Here is a 24,043-nt window from a genome sequence, read left to right as displayed (position 1 = left end):
TCAACCGCTCCGGCGCCGCGTCAGTTCCGCCAGCTCGCCTTGACGCAGAACGCCATAACTGCAGCGGCAACCGCGGCATTGAGGCTGTCGGCGCGACCAGCCATCGGAATTTTTACGAGTAGGTCGCATTCCGCCTCGTAGGACTGGGGCAGTCCCTGCTGTTCGTTGCCGATCAGGAGGAAGCAGGGCTGCTCGTACCGGGCGTCGAGATAGTCGCTGGTCGCTTTCAGGCTCGTCCCCACCAGCTGTCCGCTTCCGCTTCTGAGCCACGTGACGAACTCGGGCCAGCGCGCCGAAGCGACCTGCTGGGTGAAAAGCGCGCCCATCGACGCCCGCACGGATTCAACGGAAAACGGATCGGCGCAATCGTCGATCAGGATGAGCCCGCCGGCCCCGACCGCGTCGCCGGTCCTCAAGATCGTCCCGATGTTGCCGGGATCGCGAAGCGCCTGGGCCGCGATCCAGATCGGCGCCGAGGAGCGGTCGATCCGCTCCAGTGCGGTCTCGGGCTGCCGGTAGGCGGCGAGGAGCATCTGCGGATTGTCCTTGCCGCTCATCTTGGAAAGGATATCGGCGGTCGTCTCGATCGCTTCGCCGCCCGCCGCTTCCGTCGCGGCGATGATGTCGGCGGCGAGCGGATGCTTTGCGCCCTCGCTCGAAAAGGCGATGATCTCGGGAAGCCGGCCGCTGTCGCGGGCTTCGGTGATAATTCTCAACCCTTCGGCGAGGAACAGGCCTTCGGAGCGCCGGTGCTTCTTGTCGCGGAGCGAACGGAGCCGCTTTACGGTCGAGTTTGAAAAAGCGCTGACCTGCCGGGGCACGGCCTAGCCGCACTCTTCGCCGAAGCCGCACTCGAAGAGATGGACGAGCTTTTCGAGCACTTGCTCGGCATCGTCGCCTTCGACGTGGATGACGACGCTGTCGCCCATCCCCGCGCCGAGCATCATGAGCCCCATGATCGACGTTCCGCACACCCTGTTGCCGTCCTTCTCGACGTCGATCTTCGCCGGGAGATCGCTCGCGAGATTGACGAATTGGGCGCTTGCCCGCGCGTGAAGCCCGCGCCGGTTGACGATCTGCACTTCGCGGGAAGCTGAGCTCAAGCCGCTGCTTCCCCTAGGATTTCCGATGCGACGGAGATGTATTTCCGGCCGGCTTCGCGGGCGGCGGCGACCGCGGCGTGAACGCCCATCACCTTGCGCGCGCCTTCGAGGCGGATGAGCATCGGCAGGTTGACGCCCGCGATGACCTCGATGTTCTCGCTCTTCATCAGGCTGATCGCCAGGTTCGACGGAGTTCCGCCGAACAGGTCGGTGAGGATGATGACACCCTTGCCGCCATCGACCCGGCCGATCGCTTTCGCGATGTCCTTCCGGCGTGCCTCCATGTCGTCGTCGGGACCGATGCAGACAGCCTCTATGGCTTCCTGCGGCCCGACCACATGCTCCATCGCGGTGATGAACTCGGCCGCCAGACGGCCGTGGGTCACCAGCACCAGTCCAATCATCGATTCAACTCGCTTCTACTCCCAGCAACAGCGGCATCGCCGCCCCTGTCCTCGATCCTGTCGTTCGGTGCCGAGCCCAGGTCCCGGTGCCGGACATTCGGTGTGAATCCGGCCGACCGCAACCTTTCCGCCATTTCCACAGCCGCGGTGACTGAACGGTGGCGTCCGCCCGTGCAGCCGAAGGCGATCGTCAAATAGCTTTTGCCCGCGGTCCAGTAGCGGGGAATCCAGTCGGTGAGAAGCGCTTCGATCCGGTCCATCGCTCCCGCCCATGCCGGATCGTTGGCTATGTAATCGCGAACCTGGCGATCGTTTCCAGTGAGCGGCCGAAGCTCATCGATCCAGTGCGGGTTCGCCAGGAAGCGCATGTCGAACACCAGGTCCGCAGTGCGCGAGATGCCGTGGCCGAAGCCGAAGGAGACGACGGTCAGTACTGGCTCGCGGTCCGTGCGGAAGCGGCGGCGAAGCTCTTCCCCAAGCTCGGCGGGCGTGAGGTCGGTGGTGTCGATGACGCTGTCGGCGGCGAGGCGGAGCGGCGCCAGCGCCGCCCGCTCCCGGGCAATTCCGTCCTCCGCCGGCCGATCGGGGGCCAGGGGATGGCGGCGGCGGGTCTTGTCGAAGCGGCGCATCAGGTCCGCGCTCGAACAGTCGAGGAACAGGATTTCGGGCTCGACGCCTTCGATTGACTCGATGAGCTCGCGAAGGTGCGAGGGATCGAAACCGCGGCTGCGCACGTCCATGCCGATGGCGACGGGCACAGTCCGGCACTGGTCGCTGCCATGGACGAAGTCGCCCAGCAGGTCGGCGGGCAGATTGTCGACGATGTCCCAGCCCATGTCCTCGAGAGCATCGAGCACGGTCGATTTCCCCGCCCCGGACATGCCGGTGACGAGCAGGAGGCGCGGCTTGCGCGGCGGGCCGTTCACGGCCTGATTCCGAAGCGATCGAGCGCAACTGCGACCTTGGCCGGGGCGGAAGCCGTCATCGCGTCGACCGTGAAGAGCGGAACCGGCACGCCGAGAACCCGCAACTCCCTGTCCTCGTCGGGAAGCCTCTGGATGTCGCCCGTAAGCTCGATGATCAGGGAGACCGGGGCCTCGGGCTCCGTCGGCATCTCGACGATGCCGATTCCTCGAACCTCCAACTTCCCGGCGATCTGGGAAGGGGCTGAGGCGATCAATCGATCACCGTCGCGGCGGACGATCGTCTGGTCGTCGCTCACCAGTGAAAAGCCGCGGTCGAGCAGCCGAAGTGCGAGATCCGACTTGCCAGACCCTGACGGGCCCATGATCAGGACCGCGCGTCCATCGATAGCGACGGTGCTTGCGTGAAGTGTCTCGGTTGAAAGGGCGCGCGCGGCATTCACTGCATCTCTACCGCTGGAAGGGAGATGATGAACCGGGCGCCGGATGGAGCGTCGTCCCGGTCGAGAACAGTGATTTCACCGCCATGGCCCTCGACGATAGCCTTGGCGATCGCGAGACCCAAGCCGGAATGCCGGCCGAAACTTTCCCCTTCCGGCCGAATCGAATGGAAGCGGTTGAAGATGGCCTCTCGAGCGCCCGGTGGAACGCCAGGCCCTTCATCGTCGACGCGGATCCTCACCTGGTTCCCGACGTGGCTTGCGGCGATCTCCACCAGGCCGCCCGGTGGTGAAAAGCTGACCGCATTGTCGAGGATGTTGTCGAGCGCACGGGCAAGCCGGCCCGTATCGCCCATGACGATGGTGCTGGCCTTGCGGGGACGGGCAAAGGCAATCCGGGCGTCGCCCTTGTCCCGTCTCGATTCCCAACTTTTCACCAGCTGCTCGATCAGAGGTCCAAGGTCGACGGGTTCAAATCGGGCGCGGGCGAGCTCCGCATCCGTCCGGGCCGCCTCGCTGATGTCGCTGATCAGCCGGTCGAGCCGCATCACGTCCTCGCGGGCGACATCCATCAGCCGCTCGCGAAGCTTGGCATCTTTTATGTTACCGAGCCCGTCGAGCGCGGAGCGGAGCGACGCGATCGGGTTCTTGAGCTCGTGGGTGACGTCGGCAGCGAAAGCCTCGATATTGTCGATCCGCTCGCGGAGCGACTGGCTCATGTCCGACACCGAGCGCGCAAGAAGCCCGATCTCGTCCCGGCGGGAGGGAAGTCTCGGCACGCGAACCTCTCGTGCCCGACCGAGGCGGACCCGGTGAGCGGCAAGGGCGATACGCCGAAGCGGCCGCACGATCGTGCGAGCAAGGAACAGCGAAAGTAGTACGGAGAGCAGGATCGACAGCGCCATGACCGCTGCGAGCTTGGCGCGCTGGCTGCGCATGGAGCGCGTGAGGCTGCGCTCGTTGGAGGTGACCAGAAGCGCCCCGCCGTCGATCGGAGCTGCTGCGGAGAGGACAGGCGTCAGGTCGGGAGCGGTGCGGATCTTGCTGGTGACGGCATTCGCCTGCTGGGCCTGCCAAGCCTCCGGCCATTCGCTGATCCGGTCGGCCGCCGGTTCGACAAAGTCGGGCGCATATTGGGCGCCCACCAGCATGTTGAAGCCGCGGTCGAGAGCGCGCGCGGCATCCTTCATCCAGCTTTCCTTCCTTGGATCGCGAAGCCGGTAGGTGGGCCCGGTCGACCGCCAGCTGTCGGAAACGAGGTGTCCGTCAGCGGCGTAGAGGCGAATCCTGCTTCCGGTCGATTTGCCGATCTCGGCGAGGGTCGCCGCCCGCGCCGACGGGGCAATCGACCGCGTGACGATGGCGCTGATCTGGGCTTCGCGTTCCGTGCGGTGGATTCGCTCCTTGCTGAGCTTGTTGCGAAAGGTGTCGAGGTAGATGACACCTAGGGCGAGGATCAGCACGGTCAGGATGTTGACGGCAAGGATCCGCCAGGTGAGCGTCCACCTTGCGGTCCACGGCCGCGCCGGATGGCGGCGTCTGGTCACGCGCGCTCACCCGCTTCTTCAAACCTGTAGCCGACCCCGTACAGGGTCTCGATCGCGTCGAAGTCGGGGTCGACGGCTCGGAACTTGCGCCGGATCCTTTTGATGTGACTGTCGATGGTCCGGTCATCGACATAGACGTCCTCCTGATAGGCGGCGTCGAGCAGCTGGTTGCGGTTCTTCACGACCCCCGGCCGCTGCGCCAGCGCCTGCAGGATGAGGAACTCGGTGACCGTGAGCGTCACGTCCTTGCCGTCCCACACCACCTTGTGTCGTGCGGGATCCATGCTGAGCCGGCCGCGGACGATCAGCTCCTGCTCCTCCTGAGCATTGGGAGCGGCCTCGCTCCTGGCCAGGTCCTGACGCCTGAGGATCGCCTTGATCCGCGCGAGCAAAAGCCGCTGCGAGAAGGGCTTGGAGATATAATCGTCCGCGCCCATCGCCAGGCCGAGCGCCTCGTCGAGCTCGTCGTCCTTCGAGGTCAGGAAGATGACCGGCATCGCGCTGAACTCGCGCAGGCGGCGCAGCAGCTCCATTCCGTCCATCTGCGGCATCTTGATGTCGAACACGCCAAGGTCAGGCATATTGTCGCTGAACGCCTTCAGCGCGCTCGCAGCGTCCGTGTAGACGCGGGTGATGAAACCCTCCGCTTGCAGGGCGATCGACACCGAGGTCAGAATATTCCGGTCGTCGTCGACCAGCGCGATCACATGGCTCATTCGGGCGGTCCGGCTCGGGGCTTACGCGCCGCTTGTCGGGGAGACAAGTTGGCGCTCTCGCTTTGACCCGGCAACTTTTTCCGGTCTATAGGCACTTAGCAATGTGGTGCGGCGGCTGCCGATGGGTCGCCGCCGCATCTTCTTATTTCGGGAAGGGAAGCGAGTGGCCGAGCGGGTCGCGAAATACGGATTGGACGCGCAGGGGATCGTCACCCCTGCCGAGCTGCACTGGAACCTGACCGCGGCGCCGCTGGTCGAGCATGCGGTGCGCCGCGAGGAGGGGCTTCTCGCGAAGGATGGCCCCCTCGTCGTCAAGACCGGGAAGCACACCGGGCGAAGCGCCAAGGACAAGTTCACCGTCCGCGACGAGATGACCGACAGCGTCATCTGGTGGAACAACGGCAACAAGCCGATGGATCCGGCCGCGTTCGATCGCCTCCACGAGGATTTCCTCGCCGCTCTGGGCGAAAAGGACGAGCTGTTCGTCCAGGACCTGTTCGGCGGATCGCAGCCCGAGCATCGCGTGCGCGTGCGAGTGATCAACGAGCTTGCCTGGCACAGCATGTTCATCCGTACGCTTCTGGTTCGCCCCGAAGCAGACGAGCTCGCGGGCTTCGTTCCCGAGTTCACGATCATCGACCTTCCGAGCTTCCGCGCGAGCACGGAACGCCACGGTTGCCGCAGCGAGACGGTGATTGCCGTCAACTTCACCAAGAAGGTGATCCTGATCGGCGGCACGCTCTATGCCGGCGAGATGAAGAAGTCGGTGTTCGGTTTGCTGAACTTCCTGCTTCCGCCGCAGGGAATCATGCCCATGCACTGCTCGGCGAACATCGGGCCCAAGGGCGACACCGCGATCTTCTTCGGCCTCAGCGGCACGGGGAAGACGACTCTTTCGGCAGATCCGAACCGCACGCTCATCGGCGACGACGAGCATGGCTGGTCGGACACGGCGGTCTTCAACTTCGAGGGCGGCTGCTACGCCAAGATGATCCGTCTTTCGCCGACGGCGGAGCCGGAAATCTACTCGACGACCAAGCGGTTCGGGACGGTTCTCGAAAATGTCGTGATGGACCCGGAGACGCGCGAGCTCGACCTCGACGATCCGAGCCTCGCGGAGAACAGCCGCGGCGCCTATCCCATCGATTACATCCCCAATTCTTCCGAGAAGAACATGGGGCCGCTGCCGAAGAACGTCGTGATGCTGACCGCGGACGCTTTCGGCGTTCTCCCGCCGATCGCGAGGCTGACTCCCGACCAGGCGATGTACCATTTCCTGTCCGGCTACACCGCCAAGGTCGCTGGGACGGAAATCGGAGTGACCGAGCCCGAAGCGACCTTCTCGACCTGCTTCGGCGCCCCGTTCATGCCGCGCCACCCGTCCATCTACGGAAACCTGCTCAAAGAGCGGATCGCCAAGGGCGGAGTGGACTGCTGGCTGGTCAACACCGGCTGGACCGGCGGCAAATATGGCGTCGGAAAGCGCATGCCGATCCAGGCGACCCGCGCCCTGCTCAACGCCGCGCTCGACGGCTCGCTGAAGAATGCCGAGTTCCGCAAGGACCCGAACTTCGGCTTCGACGTGCCGGTTCGAGTTCCGGGCGTCGACGACAGCATCCTCGACCCGCGAAGCACGTGGAAGGATTCGGAGGAGTACGACCGCACCGCGGCCAAACTCGTCGACCTCTTCGTTGAGAATTTCGCCCAATTCGCCGACGAGGTGGACGAAGGCGTTCGACAAGCGGCGCCGAAGATCGCTCAACCCACTCCCGCCGAATAGCCCGGTCGCCTATCGGGCCCGCCCAAGGACCCGATCGATGACTGAGCTTATACCGCGCCTGTTCCACTCCGACGCCGAGATAGAGCATATCGGCGAGGGATTGCTCGCGCGCACGCTGCCGCGCGAGGAGTGGACTCACGAAGCACATCTCGCCGCTACGACCTGGCTGCTTCTCAAGCGGCCGGACATCGACATCGACAACCAGCTTCCGGATATCATCCGCCGCTACAACGAGAGCGTCGGCGGGGCGAACAGCGACACTGAAGGCTATCATGAGACGATCACTCGCGTGTTCTTGCGCGGGGTCCGGCTGTTCCTCGCCGAGGCGGACAGTCGCGAACCGCTGTACGAATTGGTCAACGAGTTGCTGATGTCGCCGATGGGGCGGAGGGACTGGCCGCTTCGTTACTATTCGCCACAGCGGCTGTTTTCGGTCGAGGCCCGGCGCAACTTCATCCGACCCGACATCGCGTCGATCCCTTAAGCGCTGGGATAGCTGATCGAAATGATCTCGTAGCTCTTTTCACCAGCCGGGAGGCGGACGATTCGCTCGTCGCCGACCTTCGCTCCGATGAGGGCCCGAGCAATGGGAGCGCTCCAGCCGATCATTCCCGCGGACGCATCCGTTTCATCATCGCCGACGATCGTCAGAGTGCGGCGGTTGTCGTCTTCATCGGCGAGTTCGACCGTGGCCCCGAACCGCACCTGGTCGCGGTCGGTCTGCACAGTGGGATCGACGACCTTCGCCGCCTTCATGATCTTGGCGAGATTGGCAAGCCTCCGGTCGATCTCGCGCAGGCGTTTCTTCCCGTACAGGTAATCGGCATTTTCGGACCGGTCGCCGAGCGAGGCCGCCCAGGAGACGACCTCCACCACCTTGGGCCGTTCGATGCCGAACAGCTCCTCATACTCCTGCCGGATTCGCTTCAGCCCGTCGGGCGTGATGAAGCGGGGCTTGGTTTCGCTCATGCCCCAGCGCTTAGCCGGGAGAGCCCTTGCCGAGATAGCGGGAAACGTGGAGCGCCGTGCGGGCGGAGGGTTGCGGGTTGAGGCTGTCGTAGACGACGCTGTTTTCGATCACTCGCTGGACGTAGCCCTTGGTTTCGCCGAACGGGATCGCCTCGATCCAGCTGATCACGTCGACGCGCCCGCTGCGTGGGTCGCCATAAGCGTTGATCCACTTGCGGACGTTGCCAGGCCCGGCGTTGTAGCTGGCCACCGCGAGCGGAACGCTCCCGTCCCAGGTGTTCATCATCCGCTGGAAATAGGCGGAGCCGAGCATGACGTTGTAATCCTGCTCCTGGAGCCTGCGGGAATCATAGCCGACGCCGAGCTTGGCTGCCTGCTCGCGGGCCGTGCCCGGCATCAGCTGCATCATTCCGCGGGCTCCAGCATAGCTCACCGCAAACCGATCGAACGAGCTTTCCTGCCGCGTAATTCCGTTCGCCAAGGACCATGAGGACCGCGGCGTCGAGCGGATCGTGGGGAAGGCGTCGCGTACGTAGAAAGACTCGCCGGCGTTTCGAGCGGACCGGGCTACCCAGACCGCGAGGTCCTGACGGCCGAGCTGGCGCGCCATTTCAAGCGCGAGCGATCGCTCGGTCGGGGTCTTGAGCGATTCCGACAGCGCCCGGATGAACTGCATCTGCTCCATCGCATTGCCGTAATACGTGATCGCACGCGTCGCCTGCACGAGCCGGTTCTGGGCGAAGCTGGTGCGCGTGGGATCGGTTGCAGCAACCGCTGTCGGATAGCCCGGGGCCGGCACCGAGCGGCCCAAACGTTCAAGCGCGAGCTGGCCATAAAACTGGTCAGGATTGAGCGCCGCGCGCTGGAAGTAGGCGCTTGCGTCGGTGGGCCGTCCGGCGGCGAGTGCCGCGCGACCGGCCCAGTAGAAGCCCTTCGACGCGACCTGCAGCGACTTGCCGCCATAGGCATAGCGGTAGAACATCGCGATCGCGTTGGCGGGGTTGCCGATGCGGTCGAGAGCAACGCGCCCGGCCAGCCAGGCGAGGCTCGTGTAATCGTCGCGGACGCCATAGGATTGATCGGCGATCGCGGTTCCCGGAGCGAAGGCGTCGTCGAGCTGGCGAGCGATGTTGTAGGCATAATGCCATTGGCGATCGTCGGCGGCTCCATTGGCGAGGATCAAAAGCATCTCGTACCAGCGCTCGGGATCGGCCGGACGCTCGGTGAACTGGTGCTTCTGGGCCGCGAGCTGACGGGCGAGATTGTCGTTGCCCCCGTCGTGCAGATAACGGAGCCGGTCCATCAACAGCCCGGCATCGGCGCCGATCCGGTGGGACGCGGCCCGGAAGAGCGTTTCCGCGTCGGCGGCGCGCTGCTGCATCGCAATCCGGGCAGCGAAGGCCGAGCGCCGATCGGTCGACGTCCACGCCAGAAGCCGGGCAGCATCGGTCGGATCCTTGCCGAACAGCAGGGCATCGACCCGCGCATTATGGTCCTGCGGAGTCAGGCTCGCGCCGTAGCGGGCGAGGATCGACGCCTCGTCCACGGTGGTGAGATCGTCGGACGCCCAGGCTTTTCTCGCAGCATCGAGCGCTTCCGCCGCGCGTCCCGATGCGGCGAGCGCATCGGAATAGCGGGCCCAGCCGTTGCCGCTTTTGGGCTTGTCGAGGCGGTAGAAGCCGAGAACCAGCGACGCATTCTCGCCGGGCTGCATCGCCTTTTCCGCGGCCGTCCGCATAGCCGCCTCGCCCGGCCAGCCGTCGTTATAGTTCAAGAAGTGGGCATAATTGGCGAAGCTGAGGTTGCCGCCCTGGCGGAGCCGCCGCCACTCGCCGATCGACGAGTTGACGTTGCCGCCTACCGCCGCGGCTGCCGACGCGATGTCGGTCAGGACCGTGGAAGGAATTTGCGCGGAGGCCGAAGCCGAACACGCCAACAGGATTGGAAGGATGAATGCCGCTCTGCCCATGCTGGACATTATGTCCCCCCGCTCCTTATCAGACCCTGAATACCGACGGACTCTAGCCCCCGCCCGCTACCCAAGTGAAGGAAAAAGCCATGTTTTTTGGCTCCATACCAGCGCTGGTCACCCCGTTTTCAGACCAGTGTGTCGACGAAGACTCACTTTCCGCGTTCGTCGACTGGCAGATCGAGCAGGGTTCGAACGGCCTCGTTCCGTGTGGAACGACTGGCGAAGTCGCGACCTTGAATGCCGACGAGCACCGCAAGGTGATCGCGACGGTAGTCCGCGTGGCGAACGGCCGCGTTCCGGTCATCGCGGGGACGGGGACCTACAATACGCAGGCGTCGATCGAGCGCACTCGCGCCGCCGCTGACCTCGGTGCCGACGCCGTTCTTGCCGTAGTTCCTTATTACAACAAGCCGAGTCAGGCGGGGTTGGCTGCGCATTTCACCGCAATCGCAGACGCCTCGCCAGTTCCGGTCGTGGTCTACAACGTTCCGTCGCGGACCGTGGCCGACATTTCGGTCGAGACACTGGGCGAAATCGCGAAACACCCGAAGATCGTCGCGGTGAAGGACGCGACCGGAAATCTGGCCCGCGTGTCCGCCCAGAGGATCGCCTGCGGCAAAGACTTCTGTCAGCTATCGGGCAATGACGACATGGCTCTGGGATTCAATGCCATGGGAGGTCGTGGCTGCATCTCGGTCACTGCCAATGTTGCGCCGAAGCTCTGTTCAGAGTTCCAGAAGGCGATGACGAATAACCAGTGGCTGCTTGCCCTGGAACTTCAGGACCGGCTATATCCGCTTCACGCAGCCCTTTTCACCGACGCTTCCCCTGCACCCACCAAATATGCGCTGTCCCGTGTCCGGCCGGGCTTTCCGGTCGAGCTAAGGCTTCCCCTCGTCGAGGCTTCAGAAGCATCAAAACGGGCCGTGGATGCTGCATTGGAGCATGCAGGCCTTATCTAAGCCTCATGGCCAAGCCGCTCCCGCCACCGTTCGACAAGCAGAAGGTCGTCGCCGAGAACAGGCGCGCGCGCTTCGATTATTTCATCGAGGACAAGTTCGAGGCGGGAATCGCGCTGACCGGAACCGAGGTGAAGTCTCTCCGCCACGGGGAGGGTTCGATTGCCGAGAGCTACGCCACCGTCGACGGCGACGAGATCTGGCTGATCAACAGCCACATCCCGGAATACAGCCACGGCAACCGGCTCAACCACCAGCCGCGGCGGCAGCGCAAGCTCTTGCTCGCCAGGCGCGAAATCGCGAAATTGAATGGCGCCATCACCCGGCAGGGCCTAACCCTCGTGCCGCTTTCAATTTATTTTAACGGCCGCGGGCGAGCAAAGGTGGAGCTAGCGCTGGCCCGGGGCAAGAAAGTGCACGACAAGCGCGAGACCGTGAAAGAGCGTGACTGGAAGAGGGAGCAGCAGCGTCTGCTCCGCCGAAATGCCTGACGTCGTGGCTCACCGCTTCGGCTGGATCACGCGCCACATTCCCACTCGTCACACGGTGCACGAGAACCGGCTGCTGCGCCCGTTCGCCCATCACCTTTCGAAGTCCGAGCTGTGGCGGATGCATCGGCGGTCAGTGCCACGTGGAGTCGCGCTCGGCCTTGGGGTCGGGATCATCATCCCGTTCATGCACACCGCGCTAGCGGCGCTCCTCGCTATCCCGCTCCGGGCCAACGTCGCGGTCGCGGCAGCCTTCACCTTGCTGGTAAATCCGCTGACGATCCCGGCCGTATATTACGTCGCCTATCGTACCGGGATGTGGGAGCTGCGCGCAGACGCGGCGGTCACCAACCCTGCTGCCGCGGCGCATGTGTCGGGCGAGTTCAGCAAGTTTCTGTTCTGGATCCACGAAGCGTCCGGGCCGATCGCGCTCGGAATCCTCACGCTGGCCATTACCGCGGCGCTGGTCGGCTATGGGTTGACGGCGATCGGCTGGCGCTTTTGGCTTGCGAACAAGATTCGTCGCCGCCGCAAAGCGCGTCTTAGCCGGTCATAGGCCCGGCCGCAGCGGAGCCCCGATCTGGGCTGCCACCGCTTCGATCCACTGAGCGACCATTCCCAGCTCCTCCGAGTGGACCTTGCTTGCAGCCTCATGCTCCTCGGCCCGTGAAGCGGCGTCATAATCGCGGTCGGCAAACTTGCTGTGCCTGGAGAAGACGGGGCCGGAGGCGATCGCGGCAACTGCGTCGCCGCCCAGGCCAAGGCCGAAGAACGACTGCACCTTGCCCAGCACCGCTTCCGACCGGGCGAGAAGCTCGACGGAATCGATCACCGTCACCCGATCCGGCCCGAAGGCTCGAGCGATCGCGTCGAAATGCGCAATCTGCATCAGCCAGGCGAGCGCGGCGATCTGGACGTCGGTCTGCTGGAGAAGCTCGTCCGGACCGTATCCGAACTCGATCGGGCTCCAGCCGCTCAGCTGCGTGAACAGCCGCCGCCCGAAGATACGCCCGAACATGCCACGCTTGAGAAGCGAGCGAAGGAAGGTCTCGACGTCGGAATAGAGCAGGACGGCGCGTGAGGCAGGGCGCTGCGCGAGGACGACGTCCACGAGCCGGTTGGCGAAGTTGGTCGGCTTGACGATCACCGCCTCGCCTGGCGCGAACGGCCGCTCAAGGAGCTTGAGCACGAGCTCTACTCGTTGCCTGTTGCCGGGATCGTAGCTTCGGATCACCCGGTTCGCGAGGTTGATGAGAACGTCCGGCTCCTTGAGGATGGTCGCTGTGCCCGGCACGTCCAGCGCCTTCGCCAGGAGCGTCGAGCAGCAATAGGACGTGTGGAAGATGAAATGGATGGGGGCGCGATCCACTGCCGCCACCTGCGCCGCCACCTTATCGGCGGGGAAAGCGACCCTCGGATAATTGCCCGCAAAATGCTCGTCCGACAGGAACATCAGGTCAGAACGCGCCTCGCGCGGAACGTGGACGAAGGTCAGGTTCGCGCCCTGCGCATCGAACGTGTGCGGGATCCACTCAGGGCTGGATAGGACATCCTGTAGGGAGGGCTCGGCCATAAGGTCCTTCTGTCGGCGGGCGTCTGGTTTCTACAAGCGGCTTTGACGGCATTCGTGCGCCAATCCTATAGAAAGTGAATCTTGTGGGGAGAGGTACCAACCATGCGTTCGATTTTCGTCATCCTTGCGGCCACCACGATCCTGGCGGGCTGCGCCACCAATTCCGCCGACATGCCGCCGCCGCCCGAGGCGGCTGCCGTCCCTGAAGCAGCCCCTCCGCCACCTGCACCCAAGCCGACCTACGGAACCTTCGGGTTCGATACCGCGGGGGCAGACACGACCGCCGTGCCCGGAAACGACTTCTTCCGATATGCGAACGGCACCTGGGACAAGACGACGGAGATCCCGGCGGACAAGTCGCGCTACGGCATGTTCAATGTGCTCGACGATCTGTCGAAGGAGCGCACTCGCAAGATCATCGAGGAGCAGGCGAAGGATCCGAACAGCAAGATCGGCGCCGCCTATGCCAGCTTCATGAACGAGGCCGCGGTCGAGGCGAAGGGCCTCGCCCCGATCCAGCCATGGCTGGACGAAGTTCGCGGCCTGAAGAGCAAGGCCGGTCTTGCCGAACTTTACGCCAAGGGTGACGAGATTGGCGTGTCGTCTCCGTTCCGCATGTATGTCGGCCAGGACGACAAGGACCCGAACCAGTACATCCTGGGGATGATCCAGGGCGGCATCGGGATGCCGGATCGTGACTATTATTTGTCCACCGATCCCAAGCAGGTCGACACCAAGGCCAAGTACCTCCAGCACCTGACGAACGTGCTGACGCTTGCGGGCGAAGCGAACGCGGCGGCGCGCGCCAAGGCGATCCTCGACCTCGAGACGAGCATCGCGAAGGCGCACTGGACGCGGACCGAGAGCCGCGACGCCAACAAGACGTACAACAAGATGACTCTGGCCGAGCTTGCGAAGCGCGCCCCCGGGTTCGACTTCGCGGCGCTGGTGCACGGCGTCGGAGCCAACGTGAACGACGTCCTCGTCGCGCAGCCGACGGCCTTCACCGGCGAAGCTGCTGCGATCCGTAAGGCGCCGCTGTCGGTTCTCAAGGACCAGCTGCTTGTCCGTTCGATCGACAGTTACGCCTCCTACCTGCCGAAGGCGTTCGATGATGAGCGGTTCAGCTTCTACGGCACCGTCCTGTCAGGCGTTCCCCAGCAGGAGCCTAGGTGGAAGCGGGCAGTGAACTTCACGGTTGGCGCGCTCGGCGATGACGTGAGCAAGCTCTACGTCGCCCAATATTTCCCGCCGGAAACCAAGGCTGCCGCTGACGAGCTGGTCAAAAACATCATCGGCGCAATGAACCGCCGGATCGACAAGCTTGAGTGGATGACTCCGGAGACCCGGGCGAAGGCGCATGCGAAGCTCGCGGCCTTCACGCCGAAGATCGGCTATCCGAGCCAGTGGCGCGACATGACCGGGTTGACCATCGACGCCAACGACCTGCTCGGCAATGCCATGCGGGCGAACCGGTTCGAGCACGCGTACGAGCTTTCGAAGCTCGGCGGCCCGATCCAGCGCTGGGAATGGGGAATGACCCCGATGACGATCAACGCCTACGCCAACCCGACCATGGTCGAGATCGTGTTCCCGGCCGCGATCCTCCAGCCGCCGTTCTTCGATCCGAACGCCGACCCGGCCATCAATTACGGCGGCATCGGAGCGGTCATCGGGCATGAGCTGAGCCACCACTTCGACGACCAGGGCGCCAAGTACGATTCGACCGGCAAGCTGATCGACTGGTGGACTCCGGGCGACACTAAGGCCTTCACGTCGCGCCTCGACAAATATGAGGCGCAGATCAACGCCTACGAGCCGCTCCCGGGAATGCACGTCAACGGCAAGCTGACGATGGGCGAGAACGTCGCCGACCTCGCGGGCCTGACCGTCGCTCACGACGCCTATATCGCGTCGCTGAACGGAGCGCCGCCGCCGGTCATCGACGGAACGACCGCCGATCAGCGCTTCTACCTGGGCTGGGCCCAGGTGTGGCGTTGCAAATCGCGTGAGCAGGCGCTTCGCCAGCAGCTGCTGACCGATCCCCATTCGCCGTGCCCGGTTCGCACCGACGTCGTCCGCAACATGGATCCGTGGTACGACGCGTTCAATGTGCAGCCCGGACAGACGCTCTACCTCGCTCCCGCAGACCGGGTCCGCATCTGGTAAGGTCATAGCCTGATGCTGCAGCAGGAGCTCCCGCTCCTGGACTCGCGGCCGGTTGACGGCACGTCGCGCTGGCTGATGCCCGCGATTGCCGTCGCCTCCGCGCTGACCGGGGCGGGGCTTCTGTGGATCGCCGGCGCTCATACCGCGGCGATCCTGTTCCTCGCGATTTGCGCGATCGCGCTTCCGGCTGCAGCAGTGCTCAGGCGGCGGCCGGCGGGTGAGGCGATCGACGTCGACAGTCTCATCGCCGCACCCGACTATTCGCTTGTCGGATCGATGCTCTCGCTGACCGGTGACGCCGCGGCGTTGACCGACCAGGAAGGTAAGCTCCTGTCGGCCAACAGCAGCTATCGCGACCGCTTCAATGCCCGGCCGCCGGACAAGCTTCCCGCCGACAGCGATTCGGCGCAGGCTCTTTCGACTGCCCGGACGATGGCGTGGCGTGACGGTGGAGGGTGCGCGGCCGGAATCGAGACCGAGGCGGGCGCCTTCGCGCTCGAAGTCGAGCGGGTGGGCGCGCGCAGCGACCTTCTGCTGTGGAGATTCCTCAAGCCCGTTCCGAGCGATCCGGTTGCAGTGGCCGTGAACCGCCTCAGAGGAAAGGCCGGCGAGCTGCTGGGGCGTGCAGGCGTGCTTGCTGCTGTGGTCGACGGCGAAGGGAAGCTTCTCTCTTGGAACGCCTTGTTCGAAGCGCGTGCCCTTACCGGGTTTGATCGCCAGGGGTCGCCGCGGCTGCCCGACCTCGTCCAGGGTGAAGAGGAAGAGGGCCAGTTCCGCCTCGTTGCCGAAGGCGATCTAGCGCGAGCCCTCCGTGCGGTGCACATCCCGCTCGATCCGCCGGCTCCGGCCGATCTCGCCAATTTCTACCTGTTCGACAGCCCCGACACGCTGCCGGTTTCAAGCTCGCAATATCTGCAGGCGATGATCGACATCCTTCCGATCGGCCTCGCGCTGGTCGACCGCGACGGGCGCTTCCTGACGATGAACGACGCCTTCAGGCAGGCTGCGGGGATCAAGAACACCAAGCCGGTCTACCCTGGTGACCTGCTGGTCAAGGAAGACAAGGCTGCAGTCGCCGACGCGGTTCGCCGGCACACCCGGGGACCGGCGATGTCGGGCGATCTCGCCGTCCGGCTCGCGCGCAACCCCAAGGAGCCCGTCGCGCTGACGGTCGCCGGCCTTCGCGGCCTCGGCGATGCCTCGGTGCTGCTCCTGCTCAAGGACAATAGCGAGGAGGCGAAGCTCAAGCGCCAGATCGCGCAGGCGACCAAGATGCAGGCCGTAGGCCAGCTGGCGGGCGGCGTCGCGCACGACTTCAACAACATCCTCACCGCGATCATCGGCCATTGCGACCTGATGCTGATGCGGCACACGCCGGGCGACAGCGATTACGACGACATCCAGCAGATCAAGTCGAACTCCAACCGCGCCGCAGGCCTTACTCGCCAGCTTCTGGCATTCTCGCGCCAGCAGACGTTGCGGCCGCAGGTGCTGCAGCTGACCGACGTCGTCGCCGAGGTCTCGCACCTGCTCAAGCGCCTGCTCGGCGAGACCGTGAAGCTGGTCGTCAAGCACGGCCGCAACTTGGGCTCCGTCCGCGCCGACCCGGGCCAGCTCGAGCAGGTGATCGTCAATCTGGCGGTCAACGCACGCGATGCCATGGCCGCGACGGGAGGGGGAACACTGACGATCCAGACCTATGCCGTCAGGGCGGACCAGGTGGCCGAACTCGGCTCCGACATCCTTCCGATCGCCGACTATGCCGCGATCTCGGTCACCGACACCGGCTGCGGCATAGCGCCGAGCGTGCTCGGCAAGATCTTCGAGCCGTTCTTCACCACCAAGGAGGTGGGAAAGGGGACCGGTCTCGGCCTTTCCACCGTCTACGGTATCGTCAAGCAATCGGGCGGCTTCATTTTCGCGGATTCGAAGGTCGGTGAAGGGACCCGCTTCGTCATCTACCTGCCGGTGCACCGCGCCGAACCGGAAGTCGGAAAGGCCGGGGTAACGGCGAAGGTCAAGGAGGCCGAGCTTTGGGGCACCGGCACGGTCCTGCTGGTCGAAGACGAGCCGATGGTGCGTGCGGTCGCGGAGCGCGCCCTGACCCGCCACGGTTATTCGGTTCTCACCGCCACCAACGGTGAAGAGGCGCTCGACATCCTCGGCAAGGGCGAGGAGATCGCCCTGCTGATCAGCGATGTCGTGATGCCCGCGATGGATGGGCCGACGATGGTCCGCGAAGCGCGCAAATCGAGGCCCGACCTGCCGATCCTGTTCATGTCTGGCTATGCGGAAGAACAATTGCGCAAGTCGATCGACCTCGACAATGTCGCGTTCCTCCCGAAACCCTTCTCGGTTCAGGAGCTTGCGGAGGCCGCCCGGCGCGCCATCGCCGCCAAATAATACTTGCGGGTCCGAAATGTCGGCTTATGCCACAGGGGCTTATGCCCGTATCGCGTTCCATCCTTGTCGTCGAAGACGAGCCGCTGATCGCGATGATGCTCGAGGATTTTCTCGAAACTCTCGGACACACGGTTCACGCGAGCTGTGAAAGCGTCGGCGACGCGGTCGCTCAGGCGGAGAAGGGCGGTTTCGACGTCGCCATCCTCGATGTAAGCCTGAACGGCGAGACCGTCTGGCCGGTCGCTCACAAGCTTCGCGAAAAGAAGATTCCGTTCGTGCTTGCCACCGGCGGACATGTCGAACCGCCGCCGCCCGAGTTCAGGCATGTGCCCCTGATCGAGAAGCCGTACACGGTCGATCGGGTTACCCCGGCGTTGGAAGCTGCGCTTAACGGGTAGTACTTGGCCAGCACGCGGCTGACCAATTCACTGTTCCCCTCTTGTTCTCGTAGAACATACGCGGTACAGACACGTCTTCACAGGGTCGGGCTCGGCCGCCCGTTGACGAAGGGGTGAACAGCATGGCAGCGCAGCTCAAGGTCATCGCAAACGGATTGGAAGTTCCCGGAATGGATCGGCAAAAGGCTCTCGAGGCGGCGCTCGCGCAGATCGACCGAGCGTTCGGGAAGGGCTCGGCGATGAAGCTGGGCAGCCGAGAGAAGATCGAGATCGACACGATTTCGACGGGCAGCCTCGGCCTCGACATTGCGCTCGGAGTCGGCGGGCTTCCGCGCGGACGAGTCGTGGAAATCTACGGCCCGGAAAGCTCGGGCAAAACCACCCTTGCGCTTCATGCGATCGCGGAAGCGCAGAAGGTCGGCGGAACGGCCGCATTCGTCGATGCCGAGCATGCGCTCGATCCGTCCTATGCCAAGAAGCTCGGAGTCGACGTCGACGAGCTGATCGTGTCGCAGCCCGACACGGGCGAGCAGGCGCTCGAGATCGTCGACACGCTCGTCCGGTCGAACGCCGTCGACGTGCTGGTGATAGATTCGGTGGCCGCGCTGGTTCCGCGGGCCGAGATCGAGGGCGAGATGGGCGACAGCCACGTCGGACTTCAGGCGCGCCTGATGAGCCAGGCGCTAAGGAAGTTGACGGGCTCGATCAGCCGCTCGCGCTGTCTCGTCATCTTCATCAACCAGGTTCGGATGAAGATCGGCGTCATGTACGGCAACCCCGAGACCACCACCGGCGGCAATGCCCTGAAATTCTACGCTTCCGTTCGGCTCGACATCCGCCGCACCGGCCAGATCAAGGACCGCGACGACATCATCGGCAACTCGACCCGGGTAAAGGTGGTCAAGAACAAGGTCGCGCCGCCGTTCAAGCAGGTCGAGTTCGACATCATGTACGGCCAGGGCGTGTCGAAGGTCGGCGAGATCCTCGACCTCGGCGTCAAGGCGGGGCTGGTCGAAAAGTCGGGTGCATGGTTCAGCTATGACTCGATCCGGATCGGCCAGGGGCGCGAGAACGCCAAGGAATATCTGAAGGAAAATCCGGACGTCGCACAGCGCATCGAAAATGCGATCCGTGGCAAGACCGAGGAAGTCGGCGAAGCCCTGATGGTCGGGCCCGATGCGGGCGACGGCGACGAGGGCGGTGACGGGATCGCTGCCGAGTAACGTTTAGCCCAGGTCCTCCGGCAGGCAGGGCGGCTCTTCGCGTTTTTGGATTGCAGCGAAGAGTCGCCTCGGCTCCGTCACGACGATGAGGGCGAACCCGCCCGCCGCGCACAGCGCAGTGCCGACGAGGAACGGAACCGCGCTACCATCAAACTGCTGGCCGATCAGGAATCCAATCGCTGCCGCGCCGATCGTGCCCACGACGCCCTGGACCGACGAAGCGGTGCCGGCGATCGGCGCCATATGCTCCATCGCCAATGTTCCGAGATTTGACGAGGTGAAGGCGAAGCAGGCCATGGTCAGTGCCTGGAGCGCCATGAAGACGGCGAGGGTTTCGAAGCCTGCCAGTGCCACGGCCGCATGGGCCGCAGTGACAAGCATGAACGCAAGCGCTGCCGTGTGACCGACGCGTCGCAACCCAAAGCGCCCGACGAAGCGTGAGTTCAGGTACGAGGCGAGCGCCATCGGCGCTGCGATGGACGCGAACACGAACCCGATGAACCGGCCTTCGTCGAAGGCGTCGAACACGATCTGCTGGATGGAGGAGATGTAAGCGACCAGCGCTGAGAAGCTGACCATCATCGCCAGCGTATAGCCGCGCGACTGCGGCTCTCGCATCGTCTCCCACGCCGCTGCAAGAATGGGCTTCCAGTTGAGCGAGCGGCGGAACTCCGGGTGGAGGGTCTCCGGCAGCCGGATCCATGACCAGGTCAGCATGACGACCGCATAGGCCGCGAGCATGACGAAGATCGCCCGCCACGGGGCGAACAGCAGGATGAGCTGCCCGATGTTCGGAGCGAGCACCGGGACCAGCATGAAAACCATGAAGACGAGGCTCATCACACGCGCCATCGCCTCGGCTTCGAACAGGTCGCGGACCATCGCGACCACGAGCACCCTCGTAACAGCCGCCGAAGCGCCCATGGCTACCCGCCCTGCGATCAGCAAAGGAAAGCTGCCGGCGAAGGCGCAGAGCAAGGCAAAGATACCGTAGAGGGTGACGCCCGTGGCGAGGATCGGCTTCCGGCCGAAGCGGTCGGCAAGCGGCCCCCAGAAAAGCTGGGTCGAAGCGAAGCCAATGAAATAGGCGATGACGACGAGCTGGCGGTCGTTCTCCGCGGCCACATCGAGCGAGCGGCCGATGTTCGGAAGCGCCGGAATCATCGCGTCGATCGCGAGCGCGTTCAGCGCCATCAGCCCGGCGAGCATCGCCGTCATCTCACGCGTACCGGGGCGCTTCACGCCGTCCTGTGCCATCGAATCGAACATGGGAGCGGTGGCTGCTGGCCCAGGAACATCAACCGTGCAACAAATGCGTCGAAGGAGAGGGGCGAATGATGGCGCACAGGATCCAACGGCGGACATTTCTTGGGTCGGCAGGGGCTGCCGCGGCGATTGCGGCAATCCCGTTCGCCCGCCTTCAGGCTCAGGCGGCCGCCGAGCTTCCGAAGATTCCAATTCCGCCGCCCATCAGCAGCGAGGAGCGGCTCGCGCGGATCGCCAAGGCCCGGGCGTTGATGCAGAAGAACGGCATCGGCGCGATCGTGGTCGAAGCAGGCCCCAGTCTTGATTATTTCACCGGCGTTCAGTGGTGGCGGTCCGAACGGCTGACTGCGGCCATCATCCCCGCGTCGGGCGAGCCGATCATCGTCACTCCATTCTTCGAGCGGCCGTCCGTCGCGGAATCGCTTTCGATTCCCGCGGAGATCCGCACCTGGAACGAGGATGAGGAACCGCTGAAGCTGGTCGCAGACTTTCTCAAGGAACGCGGAGTCGCTGGGCAGGCAGTCGGCTTCGAGGAAACCGACCGCTTCTTCATCCTCGACCGGCTGAAGCAACAGCTTCCCGCGCTAAACGCCGTAAGCGGCAATCCGGTCGTCCGCGGTTGCCGGATGATTAAATCGCCGGCCGAGCTCGCGCTGATGCAATCGGCCAACGACATCATGCTCGCTTCGCTGACTTACGCCGCAGCCCGCACCCGCGAAGGCATGACCCCGGCCGAGATCGACGCTTTGATCGCGGCTGCCCAGAAGACCCTCGGCGGAAGCTATGACGACGGCCTCATCCTTCTTGGCGAAGCCTCGGCCTATCCGCACGGAAGTCACAAGCCGCAGCTGGTGAAGCGCGGAGAAGTGGTCCTGATGGACTGCACCTGCTCGGTCCACGGCTACCAGGCGGATATCACCCGCACCTATGTGTTCGGCGGCGACCCGACGCCTGAGCAGCGAAAGCTTTGGGACCAGGTCCACCGCGGCCAGCAGCTGGCGATCCAGACCGCCAAGCCCGGCGTGCCTGCCGGAGCGGTCGATGATGCCGTCCGGCGCCTTTATGAAAGCTGGGGCTTCGGGCCGGGCTACCGGCTACCCGGCCTGTCGCATCGCACGGGGCACGGCATCGGGATGGAAGTCCACGAGCCGATCAACCTCGTCCACGGCGAGATGACACCGCTTGCGCCGGGCATGTGCTTCTCGGACGAGCCAGGCCTGTACATCCCCGGCAAGTTTGGGGTTCGGCTGGAGGATTGCTGGCACATGACGGAGGCAGGGCCGAAGTTCTTCACCCAGCCGCCGCCTTCGATCGACAAGCCATTCGGCTAGAAAGGCTCGTCGCCGGGTGGCGGCGGCGGGCGGTGCGACGGGGCGGGCAGGGGCTCGATCTCCGCAGGCTCGGGCGGGTCCAGGGTTCCTTCCCACTTGGCGACAACCACCGACGCAACGGCGTTGCCGACCACGTTGGTCCCTGACCGGCCCATGTCGAGGAAATGGTCGACTGCGAGGATCAGCAGCAGGCCGGCCTCGGGGATGTGGAACATCGACATGGTGGCGGCGATGACGACCAGGCTCGCGCGCGGAACGCCCGCCATTCCCTTCGAGGTCACCATCAGCACCAGCAGCATCGTCACCTGCTCGCCGAGGCTGAGGTGGATTCCGTAGGCCTGGGCGATGAAGATCGACGCGAACGTCATGTACATCATCGACCCGTCGAGGTTGAACGAATAGCCGAGCGGGAGGACGAAGCTGGCGATCCTCGGCGGCACGCCGAACCGGTCGAGCGCCTCGAGCGTGCGCGGATAGGCGGCCTCGCTCGACGCCGTCGAGAAAGCCAGCACGACCGGATCGCGGATATAGCGGACGAGGTGGCGGGTCCTGGGGCCGACAATGACGAAGGCGGCGGCGATCAGGAATGCCCAAAGCAGCAGCAGGCCGAGGTAGAAGCTTCCGACGAACTTGCCGAGCGTGAAGATGATCTCCGGGCCCCGCTCGGCCAGCGCGCTTGCCACTGCGGTGAACACTGCGAACGGTGCGAACCGCATCACATAGTCGGTGACCTGGAGCATCACGCGCACCAGCGCTTCCACTCCGACGACGATCGGCTTTCCGCGCTCGCCGATGGCTGTCAGTGCGACACCGAAGAAGACCGAGAAGACGACGATGGGCAGGATCTCGTTCTTGCTCATCGCCTCGAAGATTGAGGCAGGGACGACGTGGGTGACGAAATCGTTGAGGTTGAAACCGCCGGTTTCGACGCCGCTCGCCGCAGTCGCTGGCGGAAGCGGAAGGTTGAGGCCAACGCCGGGGCTGAAAACATGCACGAGGATCAGTCCGAGGGTCAGCGAAAGCAGGCTGGCGCCGATGAACCAGACCAGCGAGCGAACGCCGACGCGGCCTAGCGCGGCGACGTCGCCCATGTGCGCGATGCCCGCGACCAGAGTGGAAAAGACCAGCGGCGCGATGATCATCTTGATCAACCGGAGGAACAAAGCGGTGACGATGCTCAAATATTCCGCGATCGCCGTCAGCCGCGCCGCGCTCTCCGGGCTGCCATCGTCGATCACCGAATTGGTGACCCAGCCCGCGATGATTCCGAGCACGAGTGCGATCAGGATGTAGCGGGTCAGGCTTTTGGCCACGTCGTTCTCCGGGAGGTTTGGCGGACAGAAGCTGGCGGCTGGCCCTTCGTCAAGCTTCACAGCGGCGGGCGGGGTGGCTAGGGCGCAACTGTGGATGCCGGCTCACCGAAAGACGTTCTCGAATTCGGGCGGGAAATCCTGCACGACGAGGCTCGAGCGCTCGATGCGCTCGCCGACAGTCTCGGCGCAGATTTCACCCGCGCGGTCGAGCTGATCCTTGGCGCAAGCGGCAAGCTGATCGTCGGCGGTCTCGGCAAGTCGGGTCACGTTGGTCGCAAGATCGCGGCGACCTTTGCCTCCACCGGCACGACGGCGACCTTCCTCCACCTCGCCGAGGCGATCCACGGCGATCTCGGAATCGCCGCCAAGGGCGATGTTGCAATCCTCATCTCGCTTTCGGGGAAGACCGCCGAGCTCGAGCCCGTGATCGACCATCTGCAGGCGGTCGGCATTCCGATCATCGCAATCACAGGCAATTCCAATTCGCCGCTAGGGCAGGCGGCCGAAGCGCCGCTGGTTCTTCCGCATTGGCCGGAGGTCGGGCCGGAATCGGTCGCTCCGACAACTTCGACCACGATGAGCCTTGCGCTCGGCGATGCGCTGGCGATGACGGTGATGCGGCAAAAGGGCTTCACCAGGACGGATTTCGGCCGCCTCCATCCGGGCGGTGCTCTCGGTGCCCGCCTCAAGCCAGTGCGGCGACTGATGCACAGCGGCGACCAGCTCCCGCTCATCGGCGAGAACAATTCGATGCACGAGGCCGTGGTCGAGATGAGCGAGAAGAGGCTCGGGGTTGTCGGCGTGACGGACGAGCGCGGGCGCCTGCTGGGCGTGATCACGGACGGCGACTTGAGGCGCAATATCGAACGCGGACTCGACCGCACAGCACGCGAGTTCATGACCAGCGATCCAAAGACGATCGGACCGGACGCGCTGGTCGCCGACGCTATCGCCCTGTTCGACGAATATAAGATAACGTCGCTGTTCGTCGTCGAGGGCGAGGAAGAGGACGTCCGGCCGATCGGCGTCGTCCACATCCACGACTGCCCGAGCGGCAGGTAGATTG

The 24,043-nt window shown here is 64.6% G+C and carries 23 protein-coding genes; 11 read left to right on the top strand and 12 right to left on the bottom strand.

The features are described from left to right. Positions 1–20 precede the first annotated feature (20 nt). From LZ519_RS04380 to LZ519_RS04350, 7 genes are read right to left on the bottom strand one after another with little or no spacing between them, the layout of a single operon-like run. On the bottom strand, positions 21–821 hold the full coding sequence (locus tag LZ519_RS04380; RefSeq protein ID WP_249867501.1) for a TrmH family RNA methyltransferase: 801 nt from the start codon (positions 819–821) through the stop codon (positions 21–23). A gap of 3 nt (positions 822–824) precedes the next feature. Next, entirely contained in the window at positions 825–1,103 is a 279-nt protein-coding gene (locus LZ519_RS04375) for an HPr family phosphocarrier protein (RefSeq protein WP_249867500.1), read from the bottom strand. Continuing rightward, positions 1,100–1,507 (bottom strand): PTS sugar transporter subunit IIA, encoded by a 408-nt coding sequence (locus LZ519_RS04370; RefSeq protein WP_249867499.1) that lies wholly within the window; start codon positions 1,505–1,507, stop codon positions 1,100–1,102. The genes LZ519_RS04375 and LZ519_RS04370 overlap by 4 nt, the downstream gene beginning before the upstream one ends. After that, a complete protein-coding gene (gene rapZ, locus LZ519_RS04365; RefSeq protein WP_249867498.1) occupies positions 1,504–2,433 on the bottom strand; it encodes an RNase adapter RapZ in 930 nt (309 codons plus the stop codon). The genes LZ519_RS04370 and rapZ overlap by 4 nt, the downstream gene beginning before the upstream one ends. Continuing rightward, positions 2,430–2,873 carry an HPr kinase/phosphorylase gene (locus LZ519_RS04360; RefSeq protein ID WP_249867497.1) on the bottom strand — a complete coding sequence of 148 codons (444 nt, stop codon included), beginning with the start codon at positions 2,871–2,873 and terminating at the stop codon, positions 2,430–2,432. The genes rapZ and LZ519_RS04360 overlap by 4 nt, the downstream gene beginning before the upstream one ends. Further along, positions 2,870–4,417, bottom strand: a complete 1,548-nt coding sequence (locus LZ519_RS04355; RefSeq protein WP_249867496.1) for a sensor histidine kinase — start codon at positions 4,415–4,417, stop codon at positions 2,870–2,872. The genes LZ519_RS04360 and LZ519_RS04355 overlap by 4 nt, the downstream gene beginning before the upstream one ends. After that, a complete protein-coding gene (locus LZ519_RS04350) occupies positions 4,414–5,133 on the bottom strand; it encodes a response regulator transcription factor (protein WP_249867495.1) in 720 nt (239 codons plus the stop codon). Before LZ519_RS04350 ends, LZ519_RS04355 begins: the two co-directional genes overlap by 4 nt. Before the next feature lie 163 nt (positions 5,134–5,296). Here LZ519_RS04350 and LZ519_RS04345 point away from each other — a divergent pair, with 163 nt between their 5' ends. Together LZ519_RS04345 and LZ519_RS04340 are read left to right on the top strand one after the other, a co-directional pair. Beyond that, positions 5,297–6,913 (top strand): phosphoenolpyruvate carboxykinase, encoded by a 1,617-nt coding sequence (locus LZ519_RS04345; RefSeq protein ID WP_249867494.1) that lies wholly within the window; start codon positions 5,297–5,299, stop codon positions 6,911–6,913. Positions 6,914–6,950: 37 nt separating this feature from the next. Next, a complete protein-coding gene (locus tag LZ519_RS04340; protein WP_249867493.1) occupies positions 6,951–7,397 on the top strand; it encodes a hypothetical protein in 447 nt (148 codons plus the stop codon). Here the strand turns inward: LZ519_RS04340 and greB are convergent. Both greB and LZ519_RS04330 read right to left on the bottom strand, forming a co-directional pair. Beyond that, the gene (gene greB, locus LZ519_RS04335) at positions 7,394–7,882 is read right to left on the bottom strand and encodes a transcription elongation factor GreB (protein ID WP_249867492.1); all 489 of its coding nucleotides are present in this window, start codon (positions 7,880–7,882) and stop codon (positions 7,394–7,396) included. The genes LZ519_RS04340 and greB overlap by 4 nt on opposite strands. A gap of 10 nt (positions 7,883–7,892) precedes the next feature. Continuing rightward, a complete protein-coding gene (locus LZ519_RS04330; protein ID WP_249867491.1) occupies positions 7,893–9,860 on the bottom strand; it encodes a lytic transglycosylase domain-containing protein in 1,968 nt (655 codons plus the stop codon). Positions 9,861–9,940: 80 nt separating this feature from the next. On the opposite strand from LZ519_RS04330, the gene dapA reads away from it, so the two are divergent. The 3 genes from dapA to LZ519_RS04315 are packed head-to-tail and all read left to right on the top strand — an operon-like array spanning position 9,941 to position 11,857. Beyond that, positions 9,941–10,816: a 4-hydroxy-tetrahydrodipicolinate synthase gene (gene dapA / locus LZ519_RS04325; RefSeq protein ID WP_249867490.1), complete on the top strand. Its 876-nt coding sequence runs from the start codon at positions 9,941–9,943 to the stop codon at positions 10,814–10,816. Positions 10,817–10,821: 5 nt separating this feature from the next. Beyond that, positions 10,822–11,304 carry an SsrA-binding protein SmpB gene (gene smpB, locus LZ519_RS04320; protein WP_249867489.1) on the top strand — a complete coding sequence of 161 codons (483 nt, stop codon included), beginning with the start codon at positions 10,822–10,824 and terminating at the stop codon, positions 11,302–11,304. Further along, positions 11,297–11,857: a DUF2062 domain-containing protein gene (locus LZ519_RS04315; protein WP_249867488.1), complete on the top strand. Its 561-nt coding sequence runs from the start codon at positions 11,297–11,299 to the stop codon at positions 11,855–11,857. The genes smpB and LZ519_RS04315 overlap by 8 nt, the downstream gene beginning before the upstream one ends. Here the strand turns inward: LZ519_RS04315 and LZ519_RS04310 are convergent. Then, the gene (locus LZ519_RS04310; RefSeq protein ID WP_249867487.1) at positions 11,852–12,874 is read right to left on the bottom strand and encodes a hypothetical protein; all 1,023 of its coding nucleotides are present in this window, start codon (positions 12,872–12,874) and stop codon (positions 11,852–11,854) included. The two genes, LZ519_RS04315 and LZ519_RS04310, sit on opposite strands and share 6 nt — an antisense overlap. A 102-nt stretch (positions 12,875–12,976) precedes the next feature. Here LZ519_RS04310 and LZ519_RS04305 point away from each other — a divergent pair, with 102 nt between their 5' ends. The 4 genes from LZ519_RS04305 (at position 12,977) to recA (ending at position 19,067) form a co-directional block, all read left to right on the top strand. Then, entirely contained in the window at positions 12,977–15,043 is a 2,067-nt protein-coding gene (locus LZ519_RS04305) for a M13 family metallopeptidase (RefSeq protein ID WP_249867486.1), read from the top strand. 12 nt (positions 15,044–15,055) lie between these two features. Next, a complete protein-coding gene (locus tag LZ519_RS04300) occupies positions 15,056–17,446 on the top strand; it encodes a hybrid sensor histidine kinase/response regulator (protein WP_249867485.1) in 2,391 nt (796 codons plus the stop codon). A gap of 41 nt (positions 17,447–17,487) precedes the next feature. Further along, positions 17,488–17,844, top strand: a complete 357-nt coding sequence (locus tag LZ519_RS04295) for a response regulator (protein ID WP_249867484.1) — start codon at positions 17,488–17,490, stop codon at positions 17,842–17,844. A gap of 122 nt (positions 17,845–17,966) precedes the next feature. Further along, entirely contained in the window at positions 17,967–19,067 is a 1,101-nt protein-coding gene (recA, locus tag LZ519_RS04290; RefSeq protein WP_249867483.1) for a recombinase RecA, read from the top strand. Positions 19,068–19,070: 3 nt separating this feature from the next. Here the strand turns inward: recA and LZ519_RS04285 are convergent, their stop codons facing one another. Further along, positions 19,071–20,336, bottom strand: a complete 1,266-nt coding sequence (locus tag LZ519_RS04285; protein ID WP_249867482.1) for a multidrug effflux MFS transporter — start codon at positions 20,334–20,336, stop codon at positions 19,071–19,073. A 68-nt stretch (positions 20,337–20,404) separates the two neighbouring features. Here LZ519_RS04285 and LZ519_RS04280 point away from each other — a divergent pair, with 68 nt between their 5' ends. After that, positions 20,405–21,664: a M24 family metallopeptidase gene (locus tag LZ519_RS04280; RefSeq protein WP_431358107.1), complete on the top strand. Its 1,260-nt coding sequence runs from the start codon at positions 20,405–20,407 to the stop codon at positions 21,662–21,664. Here LZ519_RS04280 and LZ519_RS04275 read toward each other — a convergent pair. Further along, entirely contained in the window at positions 21,661–22,977 is a 1,317-nt protein-coding gene (locus LZ519_RS04275) for a dicarboxylate/amino acid:cation symporter (RefSeq protein ID WP_249867480.1), read from the bottom strand. The two genes, LZ519_RS04280 and LZ519_RS04275, sit on opposite strands and share 4 nt — an antisense overlap. Before the next feature lie 90 nt (positions 22,978–23,067). Between LZ519_RS04275 and LZ519_RS04270 the strand changes: the two genes are divergently transcribed. Beyond that, a complete protein-coding gene (locus LZ519_RS04270) occupies positions 23,068–24,039 on the top strand; it encodes a KpsF/GutQ family sugar-phosphate isomerase (RefSeq protein WP_249867479.1) in 972 nt (323 codons plus the stop codon). The last annotated feature ends 4 nt before the right edge of the window (positions 24,040–24,043 follow it).

Origin of the sequence: Sphingomonas anseongensis (assembly GCF_023516495.1) — a bacterium.
Lineage (GTDB): Bacteria > Pseudomonadota > Alphaproteobacteria > Sphingomonadales > Sphingomonadaceae > Sphingomicrobium > Sphingomicrobium anseongensis.
This window is presented reverse-complemented; position numbering and strand designations above follow the sequence as displayed.

Coding starts and splice junctions, on each gene's coding strand:
- LZ519_RS04370 (WP_249867499.1), bottom strand. CDS start 1,507: ATGATTGGACTGGTGCTGGTGACCCACGGCCGTCTGGCGGCCGAGTTC.
- LZ519_RS04350 (WP_249867495.1), bottom strand. CDS start 5,133: ATGAGCCATGTGATCGCGCTGGTCGACGACGACCGGAATATTCTGACC.
- LZ519_RS04340 (WP_249867493.1), top strand. CDS start 6,951: ATGACTGAGCTTATACCGCGCCTGTTCCACTCCGACGCCGAGATAGAG.
- greB (WP_249867492.1), bottom strand. CDS start 7,882: ATGAGCGAAACCAAGCCCCGCTTCATCACGCCCGACGGGCTGAAGCGA.
- LZ519_RS04330 (WP_249867491.1), bottom strand. CDS start 9,860: ATGTCCAGCATGGGCAGAGCGGCATTCATCCTTCCAATCCTGTTGGCG.
- dapA (WP_249867490.1), top strand. CDS start 9,941: ATGTTTTTTGGCTCCATACCAGCGCTGGTCACCCCGTTTTCAGACCAG.
- smpB (WP_249867489.1), top strand. CDS start 10,822: ATGGCCAAGCCGCTCCCGCCACCGTTCGACAAGCAGAAGGTCGTCGCC.
- LZ519_RS04315 (WP_249867488.1), top strand. CDS start 11,297: ATGCCTGACGTCGTGGCTCACCGCTTCGGCTGGATCACGCGCCACATT.
- LZ519_RS04310 (WP_249867487.1), bottom strand. CDS start 12,874: ATGGCCGAGCCCTCCCTACAGGATGTCCTATCCAGCCCTGAGTGGATC.
- LZ519_RS04305 (WP_249867486.1), top strand. CDS start 12,977: ATGCGTTCGATTTTCGTCATCCTTGCGGCCACCACGATCCTGGCGGGC.
- LZ519_RS04300 (WP_249867485.1), top strand. CDS start 15,056: ATGCTGCAGCAGGAGCTCCCGCTCCTGGACTCGCGGCCGGTTGACGGC.
- LZ519_RS04295 (WP_249867484.1), top strand. CDS start 17,488: ATGCCCGTATCGCGTTCCATCCTTGTCGTCGAAGACGAGCCGCTGATC.
- recA (WP_249867483.1), top strand. CDS start 17,967: ATGGCAGCGCAGCTCAAGGTCATCGCAAACGGATTGGAAGTTCCCGGA.
- LZ519_RS04285 (WP_249867482.1), bottom strand. CDS start 20,336: ATGTTCGATTCGATGGCACAGGACGGCGTGAAGCGCCCCGGTACGCGT.
- LZ519_RS04280 (WP_431358107.1), top strand. CDS start 20,405: ATGGCGCACAGGATCCAACGGCGGACATTTCTTGGGTCGGCAGGGGCT.